The sequence below is a fragment of the Mesorhizobium monacense genome (assembly GCF_056781675.1).
This window is the reverse complement of record NZ_CM165567.1, coordinates 5742704-5767697: the sequence shown is the minus strand read 5'-3', so window position 1 is coordinate 5767697 and position 24994 is coordinate 5742704. Positions and strand designations below refer to the sequence as shown.

The window sequence follows — 24994 nt, the reverse complement described above, 5'->3', positions numbered from 1 at the left end:
CGCGACCGCAACACATTGCTGCTGGCCGCGGGCTACGCGCCGATGTTTTCCGAGAGCGCCTGGGACTCCGCCGAGATGACGAGCGTGACCAATGCCTTGATGCGCATGTTGCGACAGCACGAGCCATTTCCAGCCTTAGTCATGGATCGATACTGGAACGTGCTCATGACCAATGAATCCGCACCGCGCTTCTTTGGCTGCTTCATCGACATGGCCGCCCGCCGGGGACCGCGTAACATGTTGCACCTCATGTTCGATCCCTTAGGCATGCGCCCGTACGTCGCCAATTGGCCCGATGTTGCGAAGGAGTTTGTTCGAACGTGTCTATCGCGAATCCATCAGCCGCGTCATCGACCCGAAGACGAAGGACCTACTGGCCGAGCTGCTCGCCTATCCGGACGTGAAAAGCGAATGGAAAAACCCCGTGGCGATCGGCTTCATGCCCACCATTCCGCTAGGTTTCGTCAAAGGAGATCGGGTTCTCAACTACTTTTCGATGGTCACCACCGTGGGCACGCCCCAAACCGTCGCCGCTCAGGAACTGCGTATCGAGTGCATGTTCCCGGCGGACGAGGCGACCGAGATCCATCATGCGGAGATGATGGGGACCGCCGGCAACCGGTAGAGTGCGACGGCCGGGCTTGGACGAGCCGCCCGTCGCTCAGGCGACGGGCGCTGCCACCGCTGGCGCGGATTTCGCTGTTTCCTTGCGCACGATCGGCGCCACCTTGGTGCCGTAGAGTTCGATCGCCTTCATGACCTTGTCGTGCGGCATGATGCCGATCGCCATCTGCAGCAGGAAACGGTCATTGCCGAAGATCCTGTGCTGGGCGACGATCTTTTCGGCCACCTGTTCGGGATTGCCGACGAACAGCGCGCCGTTCGGGCCGCGCGACTGGTCGAAGTGCGCCCGCGAGGTCGGACCCCAGCCGCGCTCGCGGCCGATGCGGTTCATCACCTCGGCCTGCGGCCCGTAGAAATCATCGGCCGCCTTTTCGGTCGTCTCGGCGATGAAGCCATGCACGTTGAGGCTCGTGGCGAGGCTTGCCGGGTCGTTGCCGGCGCGTCTTGCCGCCTCGCGGTAGACCTCGAACAGCGGTGCGAAGCGCGCCGGCTCACCGCCGATGATGGCGAGCGCCAAGGGCAGGCCGAGCGCGCCCGCGCGGGCGGCAGACTGTGGCGTCCCACCGATCGCGATCCAGATCGGCAGTTTTTCCTGGAAGGGACGCGGATAGACGCCGCGGCCGTTGATCGGCGCCCGCAGCCGGCCCTGCCAGGTAACCTTGACGCTGTCTCGGATGGCCAGCAAAAGGTCGAGTTTCTCGGCGAAGAGCTCGTCATAGTCCTCGAGGTTGTAGCCGAACAGCGGGAAGGATTCGATGAACGAGCCGCGCCCGGCCATGATCTCGGCCCGGCCGCCGGACAGAAGGTCGAGCGTCGCAAACTCCTGGAAGACGCGCACCGGATCGTCCGAGGACAAAACGGTGACCGCGCTGGTCAGCTTGATGCGCTTGGTGCGCTCTGCCGCCGCAGCCAGCGCCACCACGGGCGCCGATGCGGCATAGTCCGGCCGGTGATGCTCGCCCAGCCCGAACACATCGAGGCCGACCTGGTCGGCCAACTCGATCTCCTCGATCAAATTGCGCAGACGCTCATGCGGCCCGATCGAACCGGGCCCCGATTCCGGGCTGACGTCGGCGAAAGTGTAGAGACCAAGTTCCATGGCATGTCATCCCAGCGTTTTGATTTTCGAGCTAGAGGTAGCGATCGGCCGGCTGTGCCGCCAGAGGGGCGGACGGTGAACAGTGCATGTCGATTTCGGCCGAAAGGAGCGTCTCCCGGCTGCAACAGCCCAGAATTTCATGGCTGGCATACCGTTTTGGCGCTTGAACTCTCGGTTTTCGCGCGTATGTAAGCGTCGCGAATTGACTTCAGGGAAGTGGACTTGGCTATCTACAGGGAAAAAGACATTTTCGAGCGGCGCAATGCCGCGAACGAGGCAAAGAAGGCGCTTCTGGAGCGCTTCAAGTCAAAGCCGGCGGCAGATGATCCTGCGGTGCTGGCGCGACAGGCCGAACGCAAGGCAATCCTCGAGGCACGTGCGACGCGCGAGGCCGAAAAGGCCAGGCTGAGGCAGGAAAAGCTTGCGCGCGAAGCGATCGAGAAGGCCGAGCGCGAGGCAGCCGCGGAAGTGGCCCGCATCGCTGCTGAAGAAGCGGCGCAAGCGGAGGCGAAGATTCGGGAGGCAGAAGAAAACGAGCGCATTGCCCGTCTGCTTGCCGACGAAGCCGAACGCAAGGCCAAGCGCGATGCACGTTACGCGGCACGCAAGCAGCGCACCGGCAGGACGCCTCCGGGTTTCTCCGCCCGCTAGCTTTCGGCGCGATCGACTCGGATCGAATGCCAGGGCCGCCCGCAGCGGCCCTGAACGCGTTTGTGCATGCAAAATTTGTCAGGCATTGGCAAAATTTGTCAGGCATTGGAGCGGGCGGGCTGCCTGCATCAGGCTGCGAGTTTCAACCCCATGATGCCGCAGACGATAAGCGCGATGCAGCCGAGCCGGATCGCGGTCGCCGGCTCACCGAGCAGCCAGATGCCAAGCAGTGCCGTGCCGACGGTGCCGATGCCGGTCCATACGGCATAGGCCGTGCCCACAGGCAGCGCCTTCAGCGCCAGGCCAAGCAAGCCCAGGCTGACGATCATCGAGGCGATGGTGAGGACTGTCGGCAGCGGCTTCGAGAAGCCATCGGTGTATTTGAGGCCGATCGCCCAGCCGATCTCGAACAGGCCGGCGAAGAACAAAAAAATCCACGACATCGGGAACGCTCCATTGCTTCGTGTCGCCCAAAAGTGCGTAGCGGTTTTGGGACAACGACACGCACCCAGGAATGCTGCGTGTCGCCCAAAAGTGCGCGCGATTTGGGATAACGACACGCACACACAGCAACACTTGATGGCGGGTCGTCCCGGCCGGATTTCGGAGAAAGCACGAGGTCGTCCTCGCCGCTCCCATTTAGGAAGCTTCCCCTGCCCGATCAACAAAACACCGGCAGCATTGTTCATGCCGCCGGTCTGTAATCTGCGCCGAAACGGATTTGCCGGGATTAGAATATCCCAGAGCGGCCTACTTTTCCTTAAGCCTCATCGCCTTGACCGGTGGCGCCTTGAGCGCCGGGGCTGCGGCGGGCTTCTTCGCATCCTTCTTCGGCTTGCGGGCTTCCTTGCCCGCCTTCATCGCACCTTTAGCCATGATTCGTTCCTCCAATTGGTGGCCCCGAAGTGAAACAAGAGATTGGTCCGACTGCAAGAGCCTGTTGCATCTCGGCGCGCCAGTTGAGGGGCTGTCAACGCATTTTCTATTTTCCTCGTCAACGGTCCCGGACCATGCGATGGTCTTGGCTGCACTGCAGCATCAATCCGGCTTTCGCCGGATGACGATCAGGCAGGCCGGTCAGGACGAGAATGCGAATCCACATCGGCTGCGAGATGAGCTTCGACTTTCCGCAGGAAACACCGCTGATAGCGATGCTCAATGTCCACTATTCCAGGGCATCCGATCTCGAACGGCCGGATTTCCTGACCTCCAATCCACCGGTGCCGATCGAAAGCTACCGCGACAGCTTCGGCAATTGGTGCAACCGTCTTGTCGCCCCGCCCGGGCGTTTCACCTTCGGCACCGACGCGGTGATCCGCGACCCCGGCACCTTCGAGATGGGCGACCTGATGGCCTGGCAGCATGAGGTGCGCGACCTGCCGTCGGACACGCTGTTGTTCCTGCTGCCCAGCCGCTATTGCGAGAGCGATGTGCTGGCAAACGAAGCGTGGCGGCTGTTCGGCCACACTCCGCTCGGCGTTCGACGTGTCCAGGCGGTCTGCGACTTCGTTCACAACCACATCGTCTTCAACTACGGCAATGCGCGGCCGACGCGCACTGCAGCCGAGGCCTATCGCGAGCAAAGCGGTGTCTGCCGCGACTTCGCGCATCTGGCGGTCGCCTTCTGCCGGGCGCTGAACATCCCGACCCGCTACTGCACCGGCTACATCAGCGATATAGGCACGCCAAAACCATGGTCGAGCATGGACTTCGCCGCCTGGATGGAGGTCTATCTCGGTGGCCGCTGGCACGCTTTCGATCCGCGCAACAACGCCCCGCGCATCGGCCGTATCCTGATCGCCTCCGGCCGCGACGCGGCCGATGTACCGCTGACCCATATCTTTGGGCCGGGCACGCTCGCCGGCTTCAAAGTATGGACCGACGAGGTCGTCGAGTAGGGGCTCGCGGTGGTCACCTTCCCTCTGAACGACTGGACCGTTCGCGCGTTGTGAATGCCTGTGGAGCTTTGGCGGGTTGGCCGCTAGGCTCTCGGGAGCATCGGACAGGGCAGCACACCATGGCGGCGCATGGCGGGTCGAGGAAGATCATCTACGCGGCGCTCGCCGGCAATCTCGCCATCGCGCTGACCAAATTCGCCGCCGCCTTCTTCACCGGCAGCTCGGCAATGCTGTCGGAAGGCGTCCATTCGCTGGTCGACACCGGCAATGGCGGGCTGCTGCTCTACGGCATGCACCGCGCCGCCCGGCCGCCCGACCGCACGCATCCGCTCGGTCATGGCCGCGAGCTCTACTTCTGGAGCTTTATCGTCGCACTTCTCGTCTTTGCGCTCGGCGCCGGCGTGTCGTTCTATGAAGGGGTGGTGCACATCATGGCGCCCGAGCCGGTCGCCAATGCCATGGTCAATTATGCGGTGCTTGGCCTCTCCTTCCTGTTCGAAGGTAGCTCCTGGTACGTGGCGCTGAAGGAGTTCCGCCGCGAGAAAGGCAGGCTCGGCTGGTTCGAGGCGGTGCGGCTCAGCAAGGATCCAAGCGTCTACACGGTGCTATTCGAGGACAGCGCCGCGCTGCTCGGCCTGATCGTCGCCTTTGTCGGCATATTGGCGGCGGAGGTATTCGCCATGCCTGAACTCGACGGCGCCGCCTCGATCGGCATCGCACTGATTCTGGGTGCGACAGCGATCTTCCTGGCCCGCGAGAGCAAGGGCCTGCTGCTCGGCGAACCGGCCTCGCCCGAAGTGCAGAAGAAGGTGCTGGCCATTGCCCAGCAGGACCCGGCTGTGCAGCGCGCCAATGGTATACTGAGCGTCCATATCGGCCCGCAGGAAATTGTCGCCGGCCTCAGCATCGAATTCGAGGACCATCTGACGGCACCGGAGATCGAAGCTTGCGTCGAGCGGCTGGAGGCCGTGCTGAAAACGGAAATGCCGGAGATTTCGCGGCTGTTCGTCAAGCCGCAGGCGACAGGAACCTGGGAGCGCCGGCGCAAGGCGATCGTATCGGCAACCGGAGAGGCTCTGGACTAGTCGCTGGCCCGTTGCCTCGCGACCGCGCCACGCTAAGATTGCGGCTGGATTTCGGGAGGAACGAAGATGAGAATCGACGGCGGGTGCCATTGCGGCGCCATCACCTACGAGGCGGAGATCGATCCGGAAAAGACCTCGATCTGCCATTGCACGGATTGCCAGAAGCTGACCGGCACTGCCTTCCGGGTGACGGTTCCGGCACCGGAAAGCAATTACAGGATCACCAGCGGCACACCGAAGGTCTATATCAAGACCGGATCCACCGGCGCCAAGCGCGCCCAGGGTTTTTGCGGCGAGTGCGGATCGCATCTCTATGCGACATCCGTCGGCGACGGTCCGAAAATCTACGGCATCAGGGTCGGCACGGCGCGTCAGCGCGAGGAGCTTGTGCCGAGAAAACAGGTTTGGCACCGCTCGGCATTGCACTGGTTGCCAGAATTTGACGGCATGACGACCGTCGAGGAGCAGTAGCGCCGGACGGTCAGTCGCCGTCTTCGACCACACGCAGCCGCAGCTGACCGGTCTTGGAATCGGCGACGCGCGCGCTGGCTTCGACCTTTCCGGCACCGGGGCCCGGCGCCTCGGCTTCGCCTTCCGCGAACTCCAGCGCTTCGATCTTCTGGCCGCGCTTGGTCACTTTCGACGTCGAGACGAGGATGTCGTCGATGTCCTTCGTCGCCTGGCCGAAATGCGTCTGCAGCCGGCGCACCCGCTCGTCGACGCGCCCGACATCCTCCATCAGCCGGATGACCTCGCCCTGGATCAGATGCGCCTGCTCGCGCATGCGGGCATCCTTGAGGATCGCCTGGATGACCTGGATCGACAGCATCAGCAGCGACGGCGAGACGATGACGACGCGCACGCGATGCGCCTTCTGCACCACCGCCTCGAAATTCTCGTGGATCTCGGCGAACACCGATTCCGAGGGCACGAACATGAAGGCGGTGTCCTGAGTCTCGCCCTGGATCAGGTATTTTTCGGCGATATCGCGGACATGGATTTCGATATCGCGGCGGAAGGCTTGCGCGGCGACCTTCTGCAGGTCGGCGCCGTCGGCGGCGCGGATGGCGTTCCAGGCTTCCAGCGGGAATTTGGCGTCGATGGCCAGCGACGGCGCGCCGTTCGGCATCCTCACCAGGCAGTCGGGCCGGCTGCCGTTCGACAAGGTCGCCTGGAATTCATAGGCGCCATGCGGCAGGCCGTCGGCGACGATCGCCTCCATGCGCGATTGGCCGAAGGCGCCGCGCGTCTGCTTGTTGGAGAGGATCGCTTGCAATTGCACCACCTGGCCGGCAAGCGACTGGATGTTGCCTTGCGCCGTATCGATCACCGCCAGCCGCTCTTGCAGCTTGGCCAGGCTCTCATGCGTCGATTTGGTCTGTTCGGTCATGGTCTGGCCAAGACGCCCGGTCATCGCATCAAGCCGCTGGCCGATCGACTGGGTGAGTTCGGCCTGCCGCGCGCCGAACACTTCGGCGATCGCGCCCATGCGGCCCTGCATCTCGGCCTGGCTCTGCAGGATGCCGGCCACCCGCGCCTCGGCATCGCGGGCGTGGTCAGCGGCTTCCGCAGCCGCCACCGCGCGCGCCCTGGCCGACCGCCACAGCGCGACGACCAGCGCCAGGAACAGGCCGAGAAACAGCACCGTGCCGAAGGCCAGCGCATGGCCGAGCGTGAACGTGCTGGCGCCGAGCCGGGCGACGGGTTCGGAAAGGATGGAGGTCAGGTCGTTCATCGTGCCAGCATAGATGATTCGGTCTGCTGGCACAGATCAAAACGTGAACGAGCCTAAACTGCCCCCCCGTTGACGCTTTTCGCATGACGTCTTAGGTGAGACGCCATGTCGATCAAGCCGCTCATCATTCTTCCCGATCCCGTCCTGCGCCAGGTTTCCAAACCGGTCGAGCGCGTCGACGCGCCCTTGCGCAAGCTGGCCGGCGACATGCTGGACACCATGTATGACGCGCCCGGCATCGGTCTCGCGGCAATCCAGATCGGCGAGCCGCTGCGCATGCTGGTCATCGACCTTGCCAAGGAAGACGAGCCGCCGGCGCCGCATGTCTTCATCAATCCGGAGATCCTCGAAAGTTCCGACCAGCGCTCGGTCTATGAGGAAGGCTGCCTGTCGATCCCGGATTATTATGCCGAGGTCGAACGCCCCGCCTCGGTGCGGGTGAAATATCTCGACCGCGACGGGAAGCTGCAGGAGATGGAGGCCGAGGGCCTGATGGCGACCTGCCTGCAGCACGAGATCGACCACCTCAACGGCGTGCTGTTCATCGACCACATATCGAAACTGAAGCGCGACATGGTGGTGAAGAAGTTCAAGAAGCTCGCCAGGGACAAGGCGCCGGGCAAGATGGTGGGATAGGGGCATGCCCCTCCGCGTCATCTTCATGGGCACGCCGGAGTTTTCCGTCCCGGTGTTGCGGGCGATCGCCGAGGCCGGCCACGAAATATCTGCCGTCTACACGCAGCCGCCCCGCGCCGCCGGCCGGCGCGGGCTGGAGCTGACGCCGTCGCCGGTGCAGCGCGAGGCCGAGCGGCTGGGCATCGAGGTGCGGACGCCGACATCGCTGAAGGGCGAGGCGGAGCAGCAGGCGTTCGCTGCCCTGCGCGCCGATGTCGCAGTGGTCGTGGCCTATGGGCTTTTGCTGCCGAAGGCGGTTTTGCAAGCAACCCGGCTCGGCTGTCTCAACGGTCACGCGTCGCTTCTGCCGCGCTGGCGCGGTGCTGCTCCCATCCAGCGCGCCATCATGGCCGGCGACACTGAGACCGGCATGATGGTGATGCGGATGGAAGAGGGCCTTGACACCGGTCCGGTGGCAATGGTTGAAAAATGCGCCATTGAACCCGATATGACGGCGGGCGAGTTGCATGACCGGCTGATGGACATAGGCGCTTCGCTGATCGTGGAAGCATTGACGCGGCTGGGGATAAATTGTCTGACATTTACCCAACAGGCGACGGCGGGGGTGACCTACGCCAAAAAGATCGATAAATCGGAGACACGCGTAGACTGGACGCGGCCTGCCGGCGAAGTCCACAATCACATTCGCGGCCTCTCGCCCTTTCCGGGTGCGTGGTGCGAGGTCGACATTGGCGGCCGCATGGAGCGGCTGAAACTGCTTCGCTCGACGCTTACGGATGGCGTCGGCGAGTCGGGAGGAATTCTCGATGACCGACTGACGGTTGCCTGCGGGTCAGGCGCGATCAGGCTGGTCGAAGTTCAACGGGCGGGCGGAAGGCCCACCACCGCGCAGGAGTTTCTGCGCGGAGCCAAGATCGAAAAAGGAACGAAACTCTCATGAGCATGATGTCGATACGCGTGGCGACGCCGCGGGATCGCGAGGCAATCCGCCTCGTCGAGGAGCATGCATTCGGCCAGCAGGCGGAGGCCGGACTGGTCGACGCGCTGGTCACCGGCGGCGATGCCGTCGTCGAGCTGGTGGTGGAAGAGGACGGCCAGGTGGTCGGCCACATCCTGTTTTCCAGGCTTTTCGTGGGCAACGGCGGCAAGAGCTTCCCGGCCGTGGCGCTGGCGCCGCTGGCCGTCGAACCGTCCTTCCATGGCTCAGGCATTGGCGGCGCGCTGATCCGCGAGGCGCATATCCGCCTCAAGGACGCCGGCGAGAGCCTGGCCGTGGTGCTCGGCGATCCGGCCTATTACGGCCGCTTCGGCTACACCCATGCCCGCGCCGAGAATTTCGAAAGCGAGTACCAGGGCGAGGCATTGCAGGCCCTCGCTTGGGGCGATGCGCCCGAGGCCGGTAAGCTGGTCTACGCCTCGGCCTTCACTGCGCTTGCCGCCTAAGCGGCGAACAGCCGCCTGTCATGCCGCGTTTTCGTCTCGACATCGAATATGACGGCAGCCTCTATGCTGGCTGGCAGCGCCAGGCCGGCCAGCCTTCGATACAGCAGGCGATCGAAGAGGCGATTGGCAAATTCTGCGGCGAGCAGGTTTCACTGCGCGGCGCCGGCCGCACCGATGCCGGCGTCCACGCCACTGCCCAGGTCGCGCATGTCGACCTCGTCAAGGCGTGGCCTGATGACAAGGTACGCGATGCCGTCAACGCCCATCTGCAAATGGCCGGAGCCCGCATTGCCATTCTCAAGGCGGCGGTCGTGCCAGACGGTTTCGATGCACGCTTCTCGGCGACCGGCCGCCACTACCTCTACCGCATCGTCAACCGCCGCGCGCCTGCGGCGCTGGACAAGGGCAAGGTCTGGTGGGTGCCGAAGCGGCTGGACGCCGCCGCCATGCACGAGGCGGCAAAGCTGCTGCTTGGCCGGCATGATTTCACCACCTTCCGCTCCACCCAGTGCCAGGCCGACAGCCCGGTCAGGACGCTTGATCGCCTGGATGTTAGCCGCTCGGGCGACCTGATCGAAGTCAGGGCCTCGGCGCGCTCTTTCCTGCACAATCAGGTGCGCTCGATGGTCGGCTCGCTGAAGCGCGTCGGCGACGGCAGTTGGAGCGCCGCCGACCTCAAGGCAGCGCTCGACGCGCACGACCGCGCCGCCTGCGGCCAGGTGGCGCCGCCCGACGGGCTTTTCCTCGTCGGCGTCGATTACCCGCAGGTTGCCGGAGAAGCCGGGTAGGTACGCCGATCAGCTAGCAGTAGCCGCGCCACGTTTGCGCGAACGTTCTGCCATCTCCTCCGCCGAAATACCCCTGCCAGGGTCTGCCTTCCGGCGTCATATGTCGGCGCGACGTCCTCGCGCAGCCAACGCTCCGCGGCGGCATCACACTCTTGCAGGGCGCGCGGCTTCATGTTCCAGCCTCGGTCGGTATGGTGATGCCGAGCAGCGCCTGCAGCCCGAACAGCACGGCCAGCGACGCCACGAACATGCCGGCAAAGACAGCGGTGCCGACGGCTGCGCCCCTGCCGATGACGGCATTGGTCATGCGCCAGGTCAGCACTATCGACAGCGCAAACAGGAGCAGCGACACCAGCCCCGAGACTTCGTCGGTCGACGGCAGGAAAAGCCTGATCAGCGCCGACGGCAGCATCAGCCAGGCGATGATCGCCGATGCCCAGTTGCTGGCGACGACATAATGGACGAAGCGGCCGCCAATGCCGAGGCGCGGTGCGAGCAGCGCCAGGCCGACCAGCGGCAGCACCCAGGAGCCGATATCGACGGTCGCCAGCCGCAGAAGCATGCTGAAGCGCCCGGCGAATGCGTTCGGATCGCCGATCTCGTTGGCGATGCCGACCCAACCGACGATCAGCGCCGGCGCCGCCACGACGATGGCGAAGAAGGAATTCCAGAAGCCGTCCGCCGAAAGATCGAGCAGGCGCAGGCCGTCGGCCTTGCCGAGCATCAGCCGCCAGGCGCCGGCCAGCGAAGCGTAGGTTTCATCGGCCGAGAGCATGATCACACCGAAAGCATGGTTAGGCTGCGCCTCGCTCGAACCAGTCTTCGATGAAGCGCTGGTAGATCTGCGTCAGCGTCTCGAGATCGGCAAGTGCGACGCGTTCATCGACCATGTGCATGGTCTTGCCGACCAGCCCGAACTCCACCACCGGACAGTAATCCTTGATGAAGCGGGCGTCCGAGGTGCCGCCCGAGGTCGACAGCGCCGGCTTCCTGCCGATGGCCGTCTTGACCGATTGGCTCAGCGTTTCGATCAGCCGGTCGTCGCGGGTGAGAAACACGTGGCTCGGCCGGTCGCGCCAGACAATATCGTAGTCGACCGGCGTCTTCTTGCCCGGCCGGTACTTTGTGCGGCCGGCCGCCTGGTCGAGGCGGTTGTGGATCTCGGCCTGGATGGTCTCGGCCGTCCATGTATCGTTGAAGCGGATGTTGAAGGTCGCCGTCGCCTTCGCCGGAATGACGTTGGTGGCGGGGTTGCCGACATCGATGGAGGTCACCTCCAGATTGGTCGCCTGAAAATCCTTCGTTCCCTCGTCGAAGGCCGGATAAAGCAAGGCATCGACCAGGCTCATCAGCCCGCGCACCGGGTTGTCGGCAAGCTGCGGATAGGCGGCGTGGCCCTGTCGGCCATTGACGACGACGCTGCCGGACAGCGAGCCGCGCCGGCCGATCTTGATCATGTCGCCGAGCGCGTCCGGATTGGTCGGCTCGCCGACGATCGAGGCGTCCCATTTCTCGCCCTTGCCGGCGGCCCATTCGAGCAGCTTTGTCGTGCCGTTGATCGCCGGGCCTTCTTCGTCGCCGGTGATCAGCAGCGAGACCGAGCCCTTCGGCCCGCCATTCTCCTCGACATGGCGCGCCACCGCCGCGATGAAACAGGCGATGCCGCCCTTCATGTCGACGGCACCGCGGCCATACATCTCACCATTGGCGATGTCGGCGGCGAAGGGCGGGTGCGTCCAGGCGGCTTCGTCGCCGACCGGCACCACATCGGTATGGCCGGCAAACATCAGATGTGGCCCGTTGCCGGAGCGCCTGGCATAGAGGTTTTCGATGTCCGGCGTGCCGTCTTCCGAAAACACCGGGCGCTCGACCGAAAAGCCGAGCGGCTTCAGCATGTCTTCCAGCGCGCCGAGCGCACCGCCTTCGGCGGGCGTCACCGAGGCACAGCGGATCAGGGCGGCAAGGTTTGCGGCGGGGTCGGTCGGCAATTTCATGGGCAAAGCGATAGTCGAAAGCGGAAGGTCTGTCACGGCCAGACATCATGGCCGGCCATGGCGCCGACAATATGGTTTTCATGCCGTATAGTTGCGGGCCAATAAAGGACTATCGCATGGCCAACAACGACAGTCTGGTCGCAATAGCCGGCGCCGGCAGCATCGGCTGCTATGCCGGCGGCTGTCTGGCGCTGGCCGGCCGGCGGGTCAATCTGCTGGCGCGGCCACGCATCGGCGAGGCGGTGCGCAAGGACGGCCTGCGGGTCACCGATCTCGACGGCCGCGACCGGCGGGTCGCGCCGGAGGCGCTTTCGGCCACCGCCGATCCGGCGACCGCCCTGCGCGATGCCGAGGTGATCCTGGTGACGGTCAAGAGCGGCGGGACAGAAGAGATGGCTACGCTGATTGCCGCCAACGCCCGCCCGGACGCCATTGTGGTCAGCCTGCAGAACGGCGTCGACAATGCCGACAGGCTGCGGGCCGGGTTGGCCGGCCGGCAAGTGCTTGCCGGCATGGTGCCGTTCAACGTGGTGCAATCGCCAGACGGCGAAGCGCCGCTGCGCGTGCACCGCGCCAGCGAAGGCAAGGTGATGATCGAAGACGGCCAGGCGGGCCTGGCCGGATTGCTCGCTGTCGAGGGGCTGACGGTCGAAACCCATGGCGACATGACGGCGGTGCTGTGGGGCAAGCTGTTGATGAACCTGAACAACGCGCTGGTGGCACTGTCCAACCTGCCTTTGGCCACCGAACTGGCAGACCGCCGCTGGCGGCTGATCCTGGCTGGCCAGATCGGCGAGGCGCTGGTGGCAATGAAGGCTTGCGGAATCAAGCCCGCACGGATTGCCGGCCTGCCCCCCGCGCTGATGCCAAAAGTGCTCCGCCTGCCGGACTGGCTGTTCAAGCGTCTGGCGCGGCGCATGCTGGCCATCGACCCCGAAGCGCGCTCCTCAATGTGGGACGATCTGCAACGCGGCCGGCCGACCGAGATCGGCGAGCTGCAGGGCGCGGTGCTCAGCCTGGCGCAAAGGGCAGGCGTGCCGGCGCCTGTGACAGGACGCGTCTTGGCCCTGGTTCGCGAGGCAGAGCGGCAAAAGCGCGGCTCGCCCGGGCTGAGCCCGGAAGCGGTCAGGGCCTGAAACGGTCCCGACGGATCAGGGTTGTTGCTTTTTCCCCGGTCGACCATCCTGGGGCCGGCCTTCGATCAGGGTGATCTTCTGCCAGATCTTGCGCGACAGGTTGGAGGCCAGGCTCTCGATGTCGTTGACGCCGTCGATGACGACGGCGTCATTGACGGACTGGGCGAACAGCGCGGCGATCTTGCCGGTGATCGACAGCATTTCCGAGCAATAGTCGAGGTAGCGGGCGAGGTCGGCGGCGTTGGTGATGCGGGCCGGCGAATGCGCGGTCGGCTTGAAACTGGCGGAAAGCGTCGCCGGGTCCTTGGTCAGCTGGTGCATGTCGATGACATGGATCAGCGAGCGCAAGCCGTGCAGCTGGCGAAAGACCTGCTTGCGCTTGATGCGTTCCTCCGAGCGGATCAGCGCCAGGAAGCCGACAATGGCGAGAATGACCATATTGAGCGAGGCTTCGATGCCTTGCACCGACTGGACGGCGTCGCCGGGCTTGGAAATGCGGTCGAACGGCAGGACGGTGCCGACGAACAGGAACATCAGCGCCCCGGCGACGACGGCGGCGACGACGAGGACGCGCAGCCACCAGATCGGCGCTTCGAGCGCCTTGGCGCCCTTTGCCAGGTCGCGCGACAAGGAGACCAGCTCGGCGGCGACGCCGCGCAGGCCGGCATCGGGAAAACGCTCGGCGACGCGCTCGTGCAGTTTTTCGGCCGTCTCGATGATCAGTTTCGGGTCAAGCGTGCGGTAGCGCATCGACCGGTCCTCGTCAGTCGGCCGGCGCGTTGGTGCGCCTGCCGTAGCGGTTGGGGCCAGGTTGCCCGGGAAACAGGCAGAGCACCAGGAAGGCGATGATCGAGACGACCGGCACGAACAGCACCAGCGCCGCGATGCCCGGCTTGTCGAGATCGTGCAGCCGCTTCACCGCCAGCACGATGTTCGACCACAGCGAGGCGATGAAGGCGACGAAGAAGATGAACGACCACATGTTGCTCTCGGGCGAGCCTTCCGCCACCAGCGTGAAGCGGTAGAGCGGAAAGGCCTGCACGATGGCCACCAGCAGCCCACCGAGAAAATAGGCCGCGCGGCTGACGCGGCCTGAAGTTTTGAAGAAAAGCCAAATGAGATCTGATTTTTCAGGCAAGCGGGTCCGATCCATATTGATTGGCACCCCTGGTGCCTTCGAGAATACCGAGCTCGACCAGCATCCAGATGCCGCCGATGATCGGCACCAGCCCGATCAGCGACCACCAGCCCGACTTGTCTCGGTCGTGCCAGCGTTTGGCGTAGACACCGAAGACCGGGTAGAGCATGGCGAGCCCGTATATCGCATAGATGAAGCCATAAGGCATGCCGTTGAACGTGGTGCCGATTATGTTGTCGAGGATCATCGCGATAATGGCGCCGACGACTATCACACCAACGCAAGCCCAGAACTTGCCGCGATTGATACGCCCCTCGTAGCTTGTCAGAAGGTATTTCCAGTCCATGTTACCCCTCCGCGTTGAAGGCGCGACGCATCGTCGCGCCGGCGGAAGGTGCGTCCGTTTCCGGAAAAGATCAATCGCGCAGCAATTCGTTGATCGAGGTCTTGGAGCGGGTCTTGGCGTCGACCCGCTTGACGATGACGGCGCAGTAGAGGCCCGGTCCTGGTTCGTTGTTCGGGAAAGGCTTGCCCGGAAGCGATCCGGCGACGACGACCGAATTGGGCGGCACTTCGCCATAGAAGACCTCGCCCGTGGCACGGTCGACGATCTTGGTCGACTGGCCGATGAACACGCCCATGCCAAGCACCGAGCCTTCACGCACGATGCAGCCCTCGACCACTTCCGAGCGCGCGCCGATGAAGCAATTGTCCTCGATGATGGTCGGCCCGGCCTGCATCGGCTCCAGCACGCCGCCAATGCCGACGCCGCCCGACAGATGCACGTTCTTGCCGATCTGGGCGCAGGAGCCGACCGAGGCCCAGGTGTCGACCATGGTGCCGCTGTCGACATAGGCGCCGACATTGACGAAGGACGGCATCAGCACCGCGCCCGGCGCGACATAGGCCGAGCGGCGCACGATCGACGACGGCACCGCGCGGAAGCCGGCCTTTTCGAAGTCGACGGCACCCCAGCCGTCGAACTTCGACGGCACCTTGTCCCACCACACCGCTTCGCCCGGACCACCCTTGATGATCTCCATCGGGTTGAGCCGGAACGACAGCAGCACGGCTTTCTTCAGCCACTGGTTGACGTGCCACTTGCCGTCGGCCTGGCGCTCGGCGACGCGAGCGGCGCCGCGGTCAAGCAGGTCGAGCGCCGACTGGATGGCGTCGCGCGTCTCGCCGCGAGTCGCGGTCGAAAGCGTGTCGCGCTCCTCGAAGGCCTTCTCGATGGTCTTTTCGAGGCTCGCCAGATCGGGCTTCGACATGATTTCGCTCCGTTACCAAGCTGTTAAGGGGCAGCGCCTTAACCTGTTTTGAAAGTCGCGCGGACCCTATGTTAAGGCTTATTGGGGGTCAATCGCGAGTGCGCCATGGGACGGCGCAAGTGAATTATTGGGACGGGTAGAGCAAATGACGCCAATGGAAAAGGCGGGGTGGACGCCGCTGCCGCATTCGGACGAGGATCTGGAGCGGGCAAAGAGCGTGCCGGACACGCCGCAGACGCGCGCCGACACCTACCGGCTGGCCTGGAACGATCCGGAGTTCATGACGCGGCGCGAATTGCGTGCGGTGCGGCTGCAACTCGAGCTCCTGAAGCCCGAGATGATCCTGGCCGAGCGCGGCATCCGTTCCACCGTGATCCTGTTCGGCGGCGCGCGCATTCCCGAGCCCGGCGGCGAAGCCTGGGCGGCGAAGAACGAGACGCAGAAGAAGAACCTCGAGCTGAACAGCCGATATTACCAGGAGGCGCGCAAGTTCGCCCGCCTCTGCTCGCAGCAGTCTGCCACCTCCTACTACCGCGAATTCGTCGTCGTCACCGGCGGCGGGCCCGGCGTCATGGAGGCCGGCAACCGCGGCGCCGACGATGTCGGCGCGCCGTCGATCGGCCTCAACATCGTGCTGCCGCACGAGCAGGCACCGAACGCCTATGTGACGCCAGAACTCTGCTTCAACTTCCACTATTTCGCCATCCGCAAGATGCATTTCGTCATGCGCGCCAAGGCGGTGGCGGTGTTCCCCGGCGGCTTCGGCACGATGGACGAATTCTTCGAGACGCTGACGCTGATCCAGACCGGGCGCATGGAGCGCGTGCCGGTGATCCTGTTCGGCAAGTCCTTCTGGCAAAAGGCGATCGATCTCGATTTCCTGGCCGAACAGGGCACGATCACGCCTGGCGACCAGGACATCATCGACTTCGTCGACACCGCCGACGAGGCCTGGGGCATCATCAGCCGCTTCTACAATCTCTGAGCTTAGCTGGCCCGCGTCTCAGGCGGGCACTTCGACGATCGCCGTGAGAAAGCTGGCAAGGTCGTCGGTGACGAAATCGACGTCGTCTTCGTTGGCCGGGTCGCGTTCCCAGATCTCCGAGAAGGTCGGCTCGAAGTTGCGCGGCACCACCAGCACCGTGGTCATGCCGAGCGATTTCGGCACGGCCAGATTGCGCGCCAGGTCCTCGAACATCACCGCATTGTGGCCGGTGACGGCGTGCAGCTCGGCAAACCGCTCATAGGTCTGGCGTGCCGGCTTGGGGTTCAGCCCGGCCGCGACGATGTCGAAGATGGCATCGAAATGCTCGAGTATGCCGAGCTGGCGCGCGGTGCGTTCGGCATGCCTGCGATCGCCATTGGTGAAGATGAACTTGCGGCCGGGAAGCTGGCGGATGGCGGCTCCGAGGACCGGATCGGGCACCAGCCACGAATAGTCGATGTCGTGCACCTTTTCGAGAAAGTCGTCGGGGTCGATGCCGTGGCGCGTCATCAGCCCGTTCAGCGTCGTGCCATACTCTAGGTAGAGTTCCTTCTGCAGCTTGCGCGCTTCGTCGCGCGGCAGTGTCAGCAGCTCTCCGACATAGGCGGTCATCTTCACGTCGATCTGCGCGAACAGGTTCGAATGGTGCGGATAGAGCGTGTTGTCGAGATCGAATACCCAGTCGGTGACATGGGCGAACCGTGCGGGGTCGGGCAGCGTGGTCATGCTTCCTTATGGCACGCTGGCCAGGCGTTTATCCACAACTTATGCGCGTCGAAAGATGTGAAAATGGCGCCTCGTTTCAAATTTTAAGCATCGCCGAAAGGTGGTCTTCAGGGCTTGCTGGGCACAGAGGCGGTTCTGTGGGAGCCAGCGATGAATCGCCTAATTCTGAAATCCGCCGCCGTCGCTTTCGGCTCGGTAGCAGCCTCACTTTTGTTGACGCTGATCATCGTCCCCGCACTGGGCCTCCCGATCAGCCGCACGATCTGGCTGACCTCCACAGTTTGCCCGCTGGTCCTCGCCTGGATCGCCAGCGCAACCACCTTCTGGCAGAGCGACAGGTTGAAAAGCGCGCATCGCGAACTCGCCCGGGCACACGCCCAGCTTGCCGCCGCGCATCGGCGCCTGTCGGAAAAGGCAAGCCGTGACGACATGACCGGCATGCTCAACCGCGAGAGCTTCTTTGCGGCGCTTGAGGGTTCGCGGCGCAAATCCGATCGCGGCGCGCTGCTGATCATCGATGCCGACCACTTCAAGAAGATCAACGACAGCTTCGGTCATCTGACCGGCGACGACGCGCTGCTGCTGATCGCCGCCGCCATCGAACGCGGCGTGCGCAGCGGCGACGTGCTCGGTCGCGTTGGCGGCGAGGAATTCGCCGCCTTTCTTGTCGGCGCCGCCGAACAGGAGGCCAAACGTGTCGCCGAGCGCATCCGCCGGGAGGTCGAACTGATCCGCTTCCGTCCCGTCGACGAGCGGACAGTTCCGCTGACGGTCAGCATCGGCGGCACCACTTGCGGCGAAGGCGTCGGCGTGTCCGACCTGATGCGCGCCGCCGACCGCCGGCTCTACGAGGCCAAGCATCGTGGCCGCAATCTCGCGATCCTCGACCGCGATGTCCCGGAAGCCGCCTGAGGCCCGCAGCAGTTAGGAAAATCCTAACCCTGGTTGCACTCAACCAGCCCGTTTACCCGGTTGTAGCAGCCTTCCGGCTAGGCTTGGCACGAAACTGGCTTTTCCTGGCGGGCGTGTGCCGTTCAGGGAACGCCATGCGTGGATCGAAGCCCCCATCGAGAGACGTGACATGACCTTCTTCACCGGGAAATTCTTCACCAGAAAAATGCCGCGCCGCATGATCGTGCAGGTGCTCATCGCACTGCCGGCGCTGTCGCTGTTCCGCAGCCAGGCTGTCGTCGTCGACCCTGACGAGATCGTCGAGGTCAAAGGCTGGATCCTCAAGCGGGGCGACCTTGCATGATCTTCGACAGCTACGAGGCCTTTCGCGCGGCCAACTTTGCCGCCAAGGTGTGTATCCTCGGTTCCGGCCCCGCCGGCACCACGATCGCCAGGAAGCTTGGCGCCGCGGGCATTCCGGTTGTCGTGCTGGAGGCGGGCTCGCGCGAATTCAGCGACGAGTTGCAGGATTTCTATCGCGGGACCACGGTCGGCGATCCCTATTTCGACCTCGACATCACGCGGCTGCGCTTCATGGGCGGCTCTTCGAACCATTGGGCCGGCTGGTGCCGCGTGCTCGACAAGCAGGACTTCGAGCCCAAGGCCTGGGCGCCGGACACCGGCTGGCCGATCAGCCGTGCCGACATCGAGCCCTATCTGCCTGAGGTGCACGAGATCCTCGAGCTCCCCGACTTCCGGCCGGATGTGCCGATTTCGGACGACATCCGCTGGGTGCAGCTGATCAAGAGCCCGGCTGTGCGCTTTGGCGAGAAATTCGCCGACGAGCTGGACGCGAGCAGGAACATCGCCGTGGTGCTCAACACCTATGCCACCGAGCTCGCCGGCGACGGCAGGCGGGTGACCGGCGCCAGGCTGTGGTCGAATGGCCAGGACGCCGGCGCCTTCAGTGCCGATTATTTCATCGCCTGCACAGGCGGGCTGGAGAATTCGCGGCTGCTTTTGTGGTCGAACCAGCGCTCGAATGGCGGCGTCGTGCCGAACGCCGCCGCGCTCGGCCGCTACTGGATGGAGCATCCGACCTTCGAGGGCGGCAATGCCATCCTCGCCGACTATGGCGAGTTCGAGGTCGATGCCGTCAACGAGGCCTTCTTCTCGCCGACGCCGGCCGCGATGGAGCGGCTTCAGATCATGAATTTCGGTATCAGGCTGATCGAGACGCCCTATCCCCACGTCAAGCGACTGATCGCCGACCTGGCCTGCACGGCGCCCGACATGGCCGAATGGATGTCCTCCCAACTCAGCCAGAACCTGCGTTGCGCCGCCCAGCTCTATGTCGCCTGGGAACAGGCGCCCCTGGCCTCGAACCAGATCGAACTGTCGAAGACCGATGTCGACCATGCCGGCGTGCCGCGCATCGAGCTGCATTGGAAAAAGTCGGAACTGGAACGCCGCACCTTGCTGGAGGGGTTGAGGCTGTTCGGCACGACGATGGCGCAGAAGAATCTCGGCCGCGTGCGCATCACCGATTGGATCGTCAATGGCGAAGACTACCCGACCAACGAGGAGACCGCCGGCCATCATCATATGGGCGGCACGCGCGTGGGCACGGATGTGACCAAAAGCGTGGTCGATGCCAACTGCAAGGTCCATGGCATGGACAATCTCTATGTCGGCGGCTCCTCGGTGTTCTGCACGTCGGGCGAGTGCAATCCGACGACGACCATCACCGCCCTGGCCTGCCGGCTGGGTGACCATCTGAGCAAGGTCATCACGGTGTGACGAAGTCATCACGGTGTGACGAAGTCATCACACACCGTCTGACGTCCAAAAGCAGGCGGCGCCGGCGCCTGTGATGGCGGCCGGCGCCGCCTTGGCGCGCCTTTGAGAAGATCGTACTGAGTTTACAGGCCGTACACGGCAACGCGCACCAGCACGGCCGCGGCGGCCAGCGCCACCAGCAGGATGCCGAGGCCGATGGGCGACCCCAGCCATACCATTCCATGGCCAGCTTGGCGTATTTGAACTCCTCCTCATGCGAGAGAGGGGCACGGTGCTGAATCAGGCTCATTTTTCACTCCTTGTCGGCGACTGGTCCTTGCCTTGCGCGAGCCACAGCCGCATATTGCTGCGATCGTCTTAATGTTAGACAGATTGATAGTTAGATGATCGAAATAAATTCGTCAAGCACAAATCGTCCCGAAATGGCCGAAGCGATCAGCCTTGCCATCATGCGCTGGCAGGACGTGACGCAGGCTTATGACGAGGCGGTGGGCGCCAAGCTTGGGCTGAACGCGGCCGAACGGCATTGCCTCGGACTGCTCTATGGCGGCCCGCAATCGGCCGGCGCGGTCGCGGCCGCGACCGGCTTGACCCCGGCCGCCGTTACCGCGCTGATCGACCGGCTGGAGGCACGTGGCCTTTTGACCCGCACCCGCAGCCTGGAGGACAGGCGCAAGGTGGTGATTGAGGCGACGGAGCGCACACGGGAACTGTCGGCGCGCTACTACGGCGCCATTGCGCAGGAGGGGCAAAAAATGATGGCCAGCTTCGGCGATGCCGAGCTGGCCACCATATTGCGTTTCACCACCGCCGCACTCGACCTGCAGCGTGAGCAGCTTGCCCGTCTGAAGGCCGAGGCCGGCTGAGCCATTTGTTTACGCAGTTCCAGGAAAACCGCTGCGCACTTTTCCTGGAATTGCCTTAGACCGCTGCCGGGTCGAGCGCCGGCTTGCCCTTGTTGCGTCCGACGATGCCGGCCATGTCGGCGGTCTGGAAGGCATCGCGCAGGACATCGAAGGACGGCAACACGAAATAGGCGCGTTGGAACTTGTCGATCTCGTAGCCGGTGCGCATCACCGTTTCGAGGTCGAAGGGCACATGATGCGCGTCCTTGCTCTCGACGGCGAACTGCAACTCGGTGAAGGATGACATCAGCCCGGCGCCAAAGGCCTTCAGCGGTTGGCCGGCTTCCTGCATCAGCCCGTATTCGGCGGTGTACCAGTACAGGCGGGTGATCATCTCGTCGCCGCCGAGCGCGATCACGTCTTCGGCCTTCTGGCCGTACATCTGCATGAAATCGGCGAAGACCGGCTGCGTCAGGATCGGCACGTGGCCGAAGAAGTCATGGAACATGTCCGGCTCGACGATATAGTCGAGCTCCTGCCGCGTCCTCAGCCAGTTGGTGACCGGGAAGCGGCGGTTGGCGAGATGGTCGAAGAACGGCGCGGCGGGGATCAGCCCCGGCACGGCGACGATTTCCCAGCCGGTGAGCTTGCGCAGCTTTTCGCTGACCGCACCGAAATCCGGGATCCTGTCGAGAAGCCCAAGTGCCGCGACGCCGTCGAGATAGGAGCGATGGGCGAGCTTGCGTGTCAGCTTCGTCTGGCGGTCGCACAGCGTGCGCCACACCGCCTGTTCGTCGGCTTTGTAGTCATAGCCTTGCGCCACGGTGAAATCGGCGCGGCAGACCGAATAATCGCCGCGCAGGCCCTGCGCCGCACATTCCCTTGCATAGTCGGCAACGCTCATCGTCATGGCTGTTCTCCTCATGAATTCATGGCCAATCGTGAAGCAATTCTAGCCCGAGACGGCGAGGCATATCCGCTTTGATGGTGGCCTAAATGTAGCATTTGAGGTAAAAGGCACTATCGGAAAGCTGTTGGAGAGTGAAAATGCCTCAGTTTGACGAGTTCGAAATCAGGATGCTCGACATCCTGCAGCGCGACGGCCGCAAGCCGGTGTCGGAACTCGCCCAGGAGATCGGCCTGTCGACAACGCCTTGTGCGCGCCGCTTCGAGGCCCTGCAGGACACAGGCGTCATCAAGGGCTTTGCCGCCGCCATCAGCCGTCGCGCCGTCGGCCTGACGGTCGAGGTGTTCATCCAGGTGCGGCTGGTCAGCCACAGCGACGGCTCGCCGGAAAGCTTCATCGCAGCAGTTCAGCGCATGGACGAGGTGTCCGCCTGCTGGACGATGACCGGCGACCACGACTTCCTGCTGCATGTCATGGTGCCGTCGGTCGACGAGCTCAATCACTTCGTCATGCACCGGCTGATGCGGCTTGATGGCGTGCGCGACGTCCACACCCAACTCGTGCTGCAGAACATCAAGGGCCCGGGCCATGTGCCGCTCGCCCACCTTCGACGCTAGAGCCTGTTCCATTCCGATGAATCGGGATGGGGCTCTATCCTTTTTTTGGCATGATCTTTTCTGAAAACCAGTTCCCACTTTTCAGGATCATGCTCGAGACAGCCTGCCCGCCAATTCTGCGGAAAAGCTGCACACAAACTGCGCAACGACGCCAAGTCCGGATCGAGATCGGCGGCTAGGAACCTGCGGACCGTCACCACAAGGGGTCCGCCATGAACATCGTCCTGATCAATCCGCCACACACCGCCATCGGCAGCCGCGTGCCTGACGACCATCTGCCGCCGCTCGGGCTCTTGGCGCTGGGCGGTCCGCTGCTCGATGCCGGCCATCGGGTGCGGCTCGTCGATGCCGAGTTCGGGCCGATGCCGCTTGCGGTGCTCGTCCGCGACGCTCTGAGCGGGCAACCAGACTGCGTCCTCATCGGCCATTCCGGCTCGACCTCGGCGCATCCGACGGCCTTGCGCATCGCGCAGATGCTCAAGGCTCACGCCCCGGCGACGATCGTCATCTATGGCGGCGTGTTTCCGACCTATCACTGGCGTGACATTCTCGCGGAAACGGATGTCTTCGACTTCATCGTGCGCGGCGAGGGCGAGGCCACCATTGCGGCACTCATCGAGGCGCTGCAGGGGCGCCAGCCGCTGTCCGATGTGCCCGGCATTGCCTTTCGCGACGATTTGCGCCGCCCCTTCGCCACCCAGCCGGCGAAGACGATCACCAATCTCGACGATTACCGCATCGGCTGGGAACTGATCGACCACGGCCGCTACAGCTATTGGGGCGGCAAGCGCGCCGTGGTCATGCAGTTTTCCAGAGGATGCCCGCATCTGTGCAACTATTGCGGCCAACGCGGTTTCTGGACCCGCTGGCGGCATCGCGATCCCAAGAAATTTGCGCAAGAGATCGCCTGGCTGCACCGCGAGCACGGTGTCGAACTGATCAACCTCGCCGACGAGAACCCGACCGTCTCGAAGAAGGCATGGCGCATCTTCCTCGACGCGATGATCGCCGAGAACGTGCCGGTGCTGATCGTCGGCTCCACCCGCGCCGACGACATCGTGCGCGACGCCGACATCCTGCACCTCTACCGCAAGGCAGGCGTCATCCGCTGGCTGCTCGGCATGGAAAACACCGACGAGCAGACGCTTCAATTGATCCGCAAGGGCGGCAGCACTTCATCCGACCGCGAGGCGATCCGGTTGCTGCGCCTGCATGGCATCCTGTCGATGGCGACCTGGGTCGCCGGCTTCGAGGACGAAGGCTTTCGCGACCTCTGGCGCGGCTTCCGCCAGCTGATCGCCTATGACCCCGACCAGATCCAGGCGCTCTATGTCACGCCGCATCGCTGGACACCGTTCTTCCGCATCGCCAGGGACCGCAAGGTGATCCAGCTGGACGCCCGCCTGTGGGACTACAAGCACCAGGTTCTGCAGATGACCCGGCTCAAACCCTGGATGCTGTTCTTCGGCGTCAAGCTGATCGAGCTGGCGGTACAGTCGCGGCCGAAGGCGCTGGCGCGCATCCTGTTCCACAAGGATCCCGAGCAGCGCCATTCGATGCGCTGGTACACGCAGATGGGCCGCCGCGTCTGGTTCCGCGAGGTCTGGGGGTTTCTCGTCCGCGACCGCCGCCTGAAGGACGGTCCGACGCTGGCCGAATTCTGGGGCGCGCCGCAGGATGCCGAAGAGGAATCGATGATCGTCCAACGCCTGGCGCGAAAGCCGCCATTCCCGTCATCGACAATCTCGAAGCTCCGGCTGGGAAAAGATTAGCCGGCTGACAAGCCGTTACGGCACGATCAGCGTTCCGGCGCCGTGCTCGGTGAACAGTTCCAGCAGCACCGAATGCGGCGTCTTGCCATTGAGGATGACGACGCCTTCGACACCGCGCTCGATCGCCTCGATGCAGGTCTCGACCTTTGGGATCATGCCGCCCGACACCGTACCGTCCCTGATCAGCGCCTTGGCCTCGGCCACCGTCAACTCGTCGATCAGCTTCTTGTTCTTGTCGAGCACGCCGGGCACGTCGGTGAGGAACAAGAGGCGCGAGGCCTGGCAGGCGCCTGCGATGGCGCCGGCGAATGTGTCGGCATTGATGTTGTAGGTATGGCCATCGCGGCCGGGAGCCACCGGCGCCAGCACCGGGATCATTTCGGAGCGCGCCAGGAGATCGAGCAACGTGCGGTCGACCTCCACCGGTTCGCCGACGAAGCCGAGATCCAGCACCCGCTCGATGTTGGAGTCCGGGTCGATCATCGTCTTGCGCGCCTTTTCGGCGAACACCATGTTGCCGTCCTTGCCGCACAGGCCGATCGCCCACTCGCCCTCGGCATTGATCAGCGCCACGATCTCCTTGTTGATCGAGCCGGCCAGCACCATCTCGACGATTTCGACCGTCTTCTGGTCGGTGACGCGCAAGCCGCCCTCGAACTTCGATTCGATGCCCATCTTGTTGAGCATGGCGCCGATCTGCGGCCCGCCGCCATGCACGACGATCGGATTGACGCCGGATTGTTTCAACAGCGCGATGTCGCGGGCGAAGGCCTTGCCGAGCTCGTGGTCACCCATGGCGTGGCCGCCATATTTCACCACCACCGTCTTGTTTTCGTAGCGCTGCATGTAGGGCAGCGCCCTGGAGAGCAGCGCGGCCTGCATTTCGGCGGTGGCGGCGATGTCCGTCATCGATATGGATCCCAGCTTGGTATGAACGGCGGCGTCTTAGCGGG

31 protein-coding genes are annotated in these 24994 nt (G+C 64.0%); 17 read left to right on the top strand and 14 right to left on the bottom strand.

The window, feature by feature from the left end; genetic code table 11:
- Window positions 1-32: 32 nt before the first annotated feature.
- Window positions 33-212 carry a hypothetical protein gene (locus AC1RUK_RS27530; protein ID WP_481840329.1) on the bottom strand — a complete coding sequence of 60 codons (180 nt, stop codon included), beginning with the start codon at window positions 210-212 and terminating at the stop codon, window positions 33-35.
- Here AC1RUK_RS27530 and AC1RUK_RS27525 point away from each other — a divergent pair.
- Window positions 142-759: an MmyB family transcriptional regulator gene (locus AC1RUK_RS27525; protein ID WP_481840319.1), complete on the top strand. Its 618-nt coding sequence runs from the start codon at window positions 142-144 to the stop codon at window positions 757-759. The genes AC1RUK_RS27530 and AC1RUK_RS27525 overlap by 71 nt on opposite strands.
- Here the strand turns inward: AC1RUK_RS27525 and AC1RUK_RS27520 are convergent.
- A complete protein-coding gene (locus tag AC1RUK_RS27520; protein WP_481838117.1) occupies window positions 662-1723 on the bottom strand; it encodes an LLM class flavin-dependent oxidoreductase in 1062 nt (353 codons plus the stop codon). The two genes, AC1RUK_RS27525 and AC1RUK_RS27520, sit on opposite strands and share 98 nt — an antisense overlap.
- Window positions 1724-1945: 222 nt before the next feature.
- On the opposite strand from AC1RUK_RS27520, the gene AC1RUK_RS27515 reads away from it, so the two are divergent.
- Entirely contained in the window at window positions 1946-2374 is a 429-nt protein-coding gene (locus tag AC1RUK_RS27515; protein ID WP_481838118.1) for a DUF6481 family protein, read from the top strand.
- A gap of 128 nt (window positions 2375-2502) precedes the next feature.
- On the opposite strand, the gene sugE is transcribed toward AC1RUK_RS27515, so the two are convergent.
- Both sugE and AC1RUK_RS27505 read right to left on the bottom strand, forming a co-directional pair.
- Complete coding sequence (gene sugE / locus AC1RUK_RS27510) at window positions 2503-2817, bottom strand: quaternary ammonium compound efflux SMR transporter SugE (protein ID WP_436170107.1); 315 nt, start codon at window positions 2815-2817, stop codon at window positions 2503-2505.
- Between the two features lie 307 nt (window positions 2818-3124).
- Window positions 3125-3250, bottom strand: coding sequence for a hypothetical protein (locus tag AC1RUK_RS27505; protein WP_006200611.1), 126 nt, complete (start codon window positions 3248-3250; stop codon window positions 3125-3127).
- Window positions 3251-3462: 212 nt separating this feature from the next.
- Between AC1RUK_RS27505 and AC1RUK_RS27500 the strand changes: the two genes are divergently transcribed.
- The 3 genes from AC1RUK_RS27500 (at window position 3463) to AC1RUK_RS27490 (ending at window position 5828) form a co-directional block, all read left to right on the top strand.
- Window positions 3463-4272 (top strand): transglutaminase-like domain-containing protein, encoded by an 810-nt coding sequence (locus AC1RUK_RS27500; protein WP_481838119.1) that lies wholly within the window; start codon window positions 3463-3465, stop codon window positions 4270-4272.
- Window positions 4273-4391: 119 nt separating this feature from the next.
- The gene (locus AC1RUK_RS27495) at window positions 4392-5357 is read left to right on the top strand and encodes a cation diffusion facilitator family transporter (RefSeq protein ID WP_481838120.1); all 966 of its coding nucleotides are present in this window, start codon (window positions 4392-4394) and stop codon (window positions 5355-5357) included.
- A gap of 66 nt (window positions 5358-5423) precedes the next feature.
- Window positions 5424-5828 carry a GFA family protein gene (locus tag AC1RUK_RS27490; protein WP_436170109.1) on the top strand — a complete coding sequence of 135 codons (405 nt, stop codon included), beginning with the start codon at window positions 5424-5426 and terminating at the stop codon, window positions 5826-5828.
- Window positions 5829-5838: 10 nt separating this feature from the next.
- Here the strand turns inward: AC1RUK_RS27490 and AC1RUK_RS27485 are convergent, their stop codons facing one another.
- A complete protein-coding gene (locus AC1RUK_RS27485; RefSeq protein WP_481838121.1) occupies window positions 5839-7092 on the bottom strand; it encodes a DNA recombination protein RmuC in 1254 nt (417 codons plus the stop codon).
- A 105-nt stretch (window positions 7093-7197) separates the two neighbouring features.
- On the opposite strand from AC1RUK_RS27485, the gene def reads away from it, so the two are divergent.
- The 4 genes from def to truA are packed head-to-tail and all read left to right on the top strand — an operon-like array spanning window position 7198 to window position 9959.
- A complete protein-coding gene (gene def, locus AC1RUK_RS27480; protein ID WP_481838122.1) occupies window positions 7198-7728 on the top strand; it encodes a peptide deformylase in 531 nt (176 codons plus the stop codon).
- Window positions 7729-7732: 4 nt separating this feature from the next.
- A complete protein-coding gene (gene fmt / locus AC1RUK_RS27475) occupies window positions 7733-8668 on the top strand; it encodes a methionyl-tRNA formyltransferase (RefSeq protein ID WP_481838123.1) in 936 nt (311 codons plus the stop codon).
- A complete protein-coding gene (locus AC1RUK_RS27470) occupies window positions 8665-9171 on the top strand; it encodes a GNAT family N-acetyltransferase (RefSeq protein WP_481838124.1) in 507 nt (168 codons plus the stop codon). Before fmt ends, AC1RUK_RS27470 begins: the two co-directional genes overlap by 4 nt.
- A gap of 20 nt (window positions 9172-9191) precedes the next feature.
- Window positions 9192-9959, top strand: coding sequence for a tRNA pseudouridine(38-40) synthase TruA (gene truA / locus AC1RUK_RS27465; RefSeq protein WP_481838125.1), 768 nt, complete (start codon window positions 9192-9194; stop codon window positions 9957-9959).
- A 169-nt stretch (window positions 9960-10128) separates the two neighbouring features.
- On the opposite strand, the gene AC1RUK_RS27460 is transcribed toward truA, so the two are convergent.
- Complete coding sequence (locus AC1RUK_RS27460; protein WP_481838126.1) at window positions 10129-10734, bottom strand: transporter; 606 nt, start codon at window positions 10732-10734, stop codon at window positions 10129-10131.
- A 19-nt stretch (window positions 10735-10753) separates the two neighbouring features.
- On the bottom strand, window positions 10754-11953 hold the full coding sequence (gene dapE, locus AC1RUK_RS27455) for a succinyl-diaminopimelate desuccinylase (RefSeq protein ID WP_120017624.1): 1200 nt from the start codon (window positions 11951-11953) through the stop codon (window positions 10754-10756).
- 116 nt (window positions 11954-12069) lie between these two features.
- On the opposite strand from dapE, the gene AC1RUK_RS27450 reads away from it, so the two are divergent.
- Window positions 12070-13089, top strand: coding sequence for a 2-dehydropantoate 2-reductase (locus tag AC1RUK_RS27450; RefSeq protein WP_481838127.1), 1020 nt, complete (start codon window positions 12070-12072; stop codon window positions 13087-13089).
- A gap of 15 nt (window positions 13090-13104) precedes the next feature.
- Here AC1RUK_RS27450 and AC1RUK_RS27445 read toward each other — a convergent pair whose 3' ends face one another.
- The 4 genes from AC1RUK_RS27445 to dapD all read right to left on the bottom strand — a co-directional run bounded on the left by AC1RUK_RS27445 (window position 13105) and on the right by dapD (window position 15498).
- A complete protein-coding gene (locus AC1RUK_RS27445; protein ID WP_481838128.1) occupies window positions 13105-13839 on the bottom strand; it encodes a hypothetical protein in 735 nt (244 codons plus the stop codon).
- 13 nt (window positions 13840-13852) lie between these two features.
- Window positions 13853-14227 (bottom strand): DUF805 domain-containing protein, encoded by a 375-nt coding sequence (locus AC1RUK_RS27440; protein WP_167480895.1) that lies wholly within the window; start codon window positions 14225-14227, stop codon window positions 13853-13855.
- Window positions 14220-14573, bottom strand: a complete 354-nt coding sequence (locus AC1RUK_RS27435; protein WP_481838129.1) for a DUF805 domain-containing protein — start codon at window positions 14571-14573, stop codon at window positions 14220-14222. The genes AC1RUK_RS27440 and AC1RUK_RS27435 overlap by 8 nt, the downstream gene beginning before the upstream one ends.
- Before the next feature lie 70 nt (window positions 14574-14643).
- Window positions 14644-15498, bottom strand: a complete 855-nt coding sequence (gene dapD, locus AC1RUK_RS27430) for a 2,3,4,5-tetrahydropyridine-2,6-dicarboxylate N-succinyltransferase (RefSeq protein WP_481838130.1) — start codon at window positions 15496-15498, stop codon at window positions 14644-14646.
- 145 nt (window positions 15499-15643) lie between these two features.
- Between dapD and AC1RUK_RS27425 the strand changes: the two genes are divergently transcribed.
- Window positions 15644-16483: an LOG family protein gene (locus tag AC1RUK_RS27425; RefSeq protein ID WP_481838131.1), complete on the top strand. Its 840-nt coding sequence runs from the start codon at window positions 15644-15646 to the stop codon at window positions 16481-16483.
- Between the two features lie 18 nt (window positions 16484-16501).
- Here AC1RUK_RS27425 and AC1RUK_RS27420 read toward each other — a convergent pair whose 3' ends face one another.
- Window positions 16502-17209 (bottom strand): pyrimidine 5'-nucleotidase, encoded by a 708-nt coding sequence (locus AC1RUK_RS27420; protein ID WP_006200628.1) that lies wholly within the window; start codon window positions 17207-17209, stop codon window positions 16502-16504.
- A gap of 150 nt (window positions 17210-17359) precedes the next feature.
- On the opposite strand from AC1RUK_RS27420, the gene AC1RUK_RS27415 reads away from it, so the two are divergent.
- From AC1RUK_RS27415 to AC1RUK_RS27400, 4 genes are all read left to right on the top strand, one after another.
- Complete coding sequence (locus AC1RUK_RS27415; protein WP_481838132.1) at window positions 17360-18121, top strand: GGDEF domain-containing protein; 762 nt, start codon at window positions 17360-17362, stop codon at window positions 18119-18121.
- Between the two features lie 169 nt (window positions 18122-18290).
- The gene (locus tag AC1RUK_RS27410) at window positions 18291-18464 is read left to right on the top strand and encodes a hypothetical protein (RefSeq protein WP_481838133.1); all 174 of its coding nucleotides are present in this window, start codon (window positions 18291-18293) and stop codon (window positions 18462-18464) included.
- Window positions 18461-19900, top strand: a complete 1440-nt coding sequence (locus AC1RUK_RS27405) for a GMC oxidoreductase (protein ID WP_481838134.1) — start codon at window positions 18461-18463, stop codon at window positions 19898-19900. The genes AC1RUK_RS27410 and AC1RUK_RS27405 overlap by 4 nt, the downstream gene beginning before the upstream one ends.
- Window positions 19901-20283: 383 nt before the next feature.
- Window positions 20284-20766: a MarR family winged helix-turn-helix transcriptional regulator gene (locus tag AC1RUK_RS27400; RefSeq protein WP_481838135.1), complete on the top strand. Its 483-nt coding sequence runs from the start codon at window positions 20284-20286 to the stop codon at window positions 20764-20766.
- 55 nt (window positions 20767-20821) lie between these two features.
- On the opposite strand, the gene phhA is transcribed toward AC1RUK_RS27400, so the two are convergent.
- On the bottom strand, window positions 20822-21655 hold the full coding sequence (gene phhA / locus AC1RUK_RS27395) for a phenylalanine 4-monooxygenase (protein WP_481838136.1): 834 nt from the start codon (window positions 21653-21655) through the stop codon (window positions 20822-20824).
- A 137-nt stretch (window positions 21656-21792) separates the two neighbouring features.
- Between phhA and AC1RUK_RS27390 the strand changes: the two genes are divergently transcribed.
- Both AC1RUK_RS27390 and bchE read left to right on the top strand, forming a co-directional pair.
- A complete protein-coding gene (locus AC1RUK_RS27390; RefSeq protein ID WP_436170127.1) occupies window positions 21793-22269 on the top strand; it encodes an Lrp/AsnC family transcriptional regulator in 477 nt (158 codons plus the stop codon).
- Between the two features lie 212 nt (window positions 22270-22481).
- A complete protein-coding gene (gene bchE / locus AC1RUK_RS27385) occupies window positions 22482-24041 on the top strand; it encodes a magnesium-protoporphyrin IX monomethyl ester anaerobic oxidative cyclase (RefSeq protein ID WP_481838137.1) in 1560 nt (519 codons plus the stop codon).
- Window positions 24042-24056: 15 nt separating this feature from the next.
- On the opposite strand, the gene argB is transcribed toward bchE, so the two are convergent.
- Entirely contained in the window at window positions 24057-24950 is an 894-nt protein-coding gene (gene argB / locus AC1RUK_RS27380; protein ID WP_481838138.1) for an acetylglutamate kinase, read from the bottom strand.
- Window positions 24951-24994 lie beyond the last annotated feature (44 nt).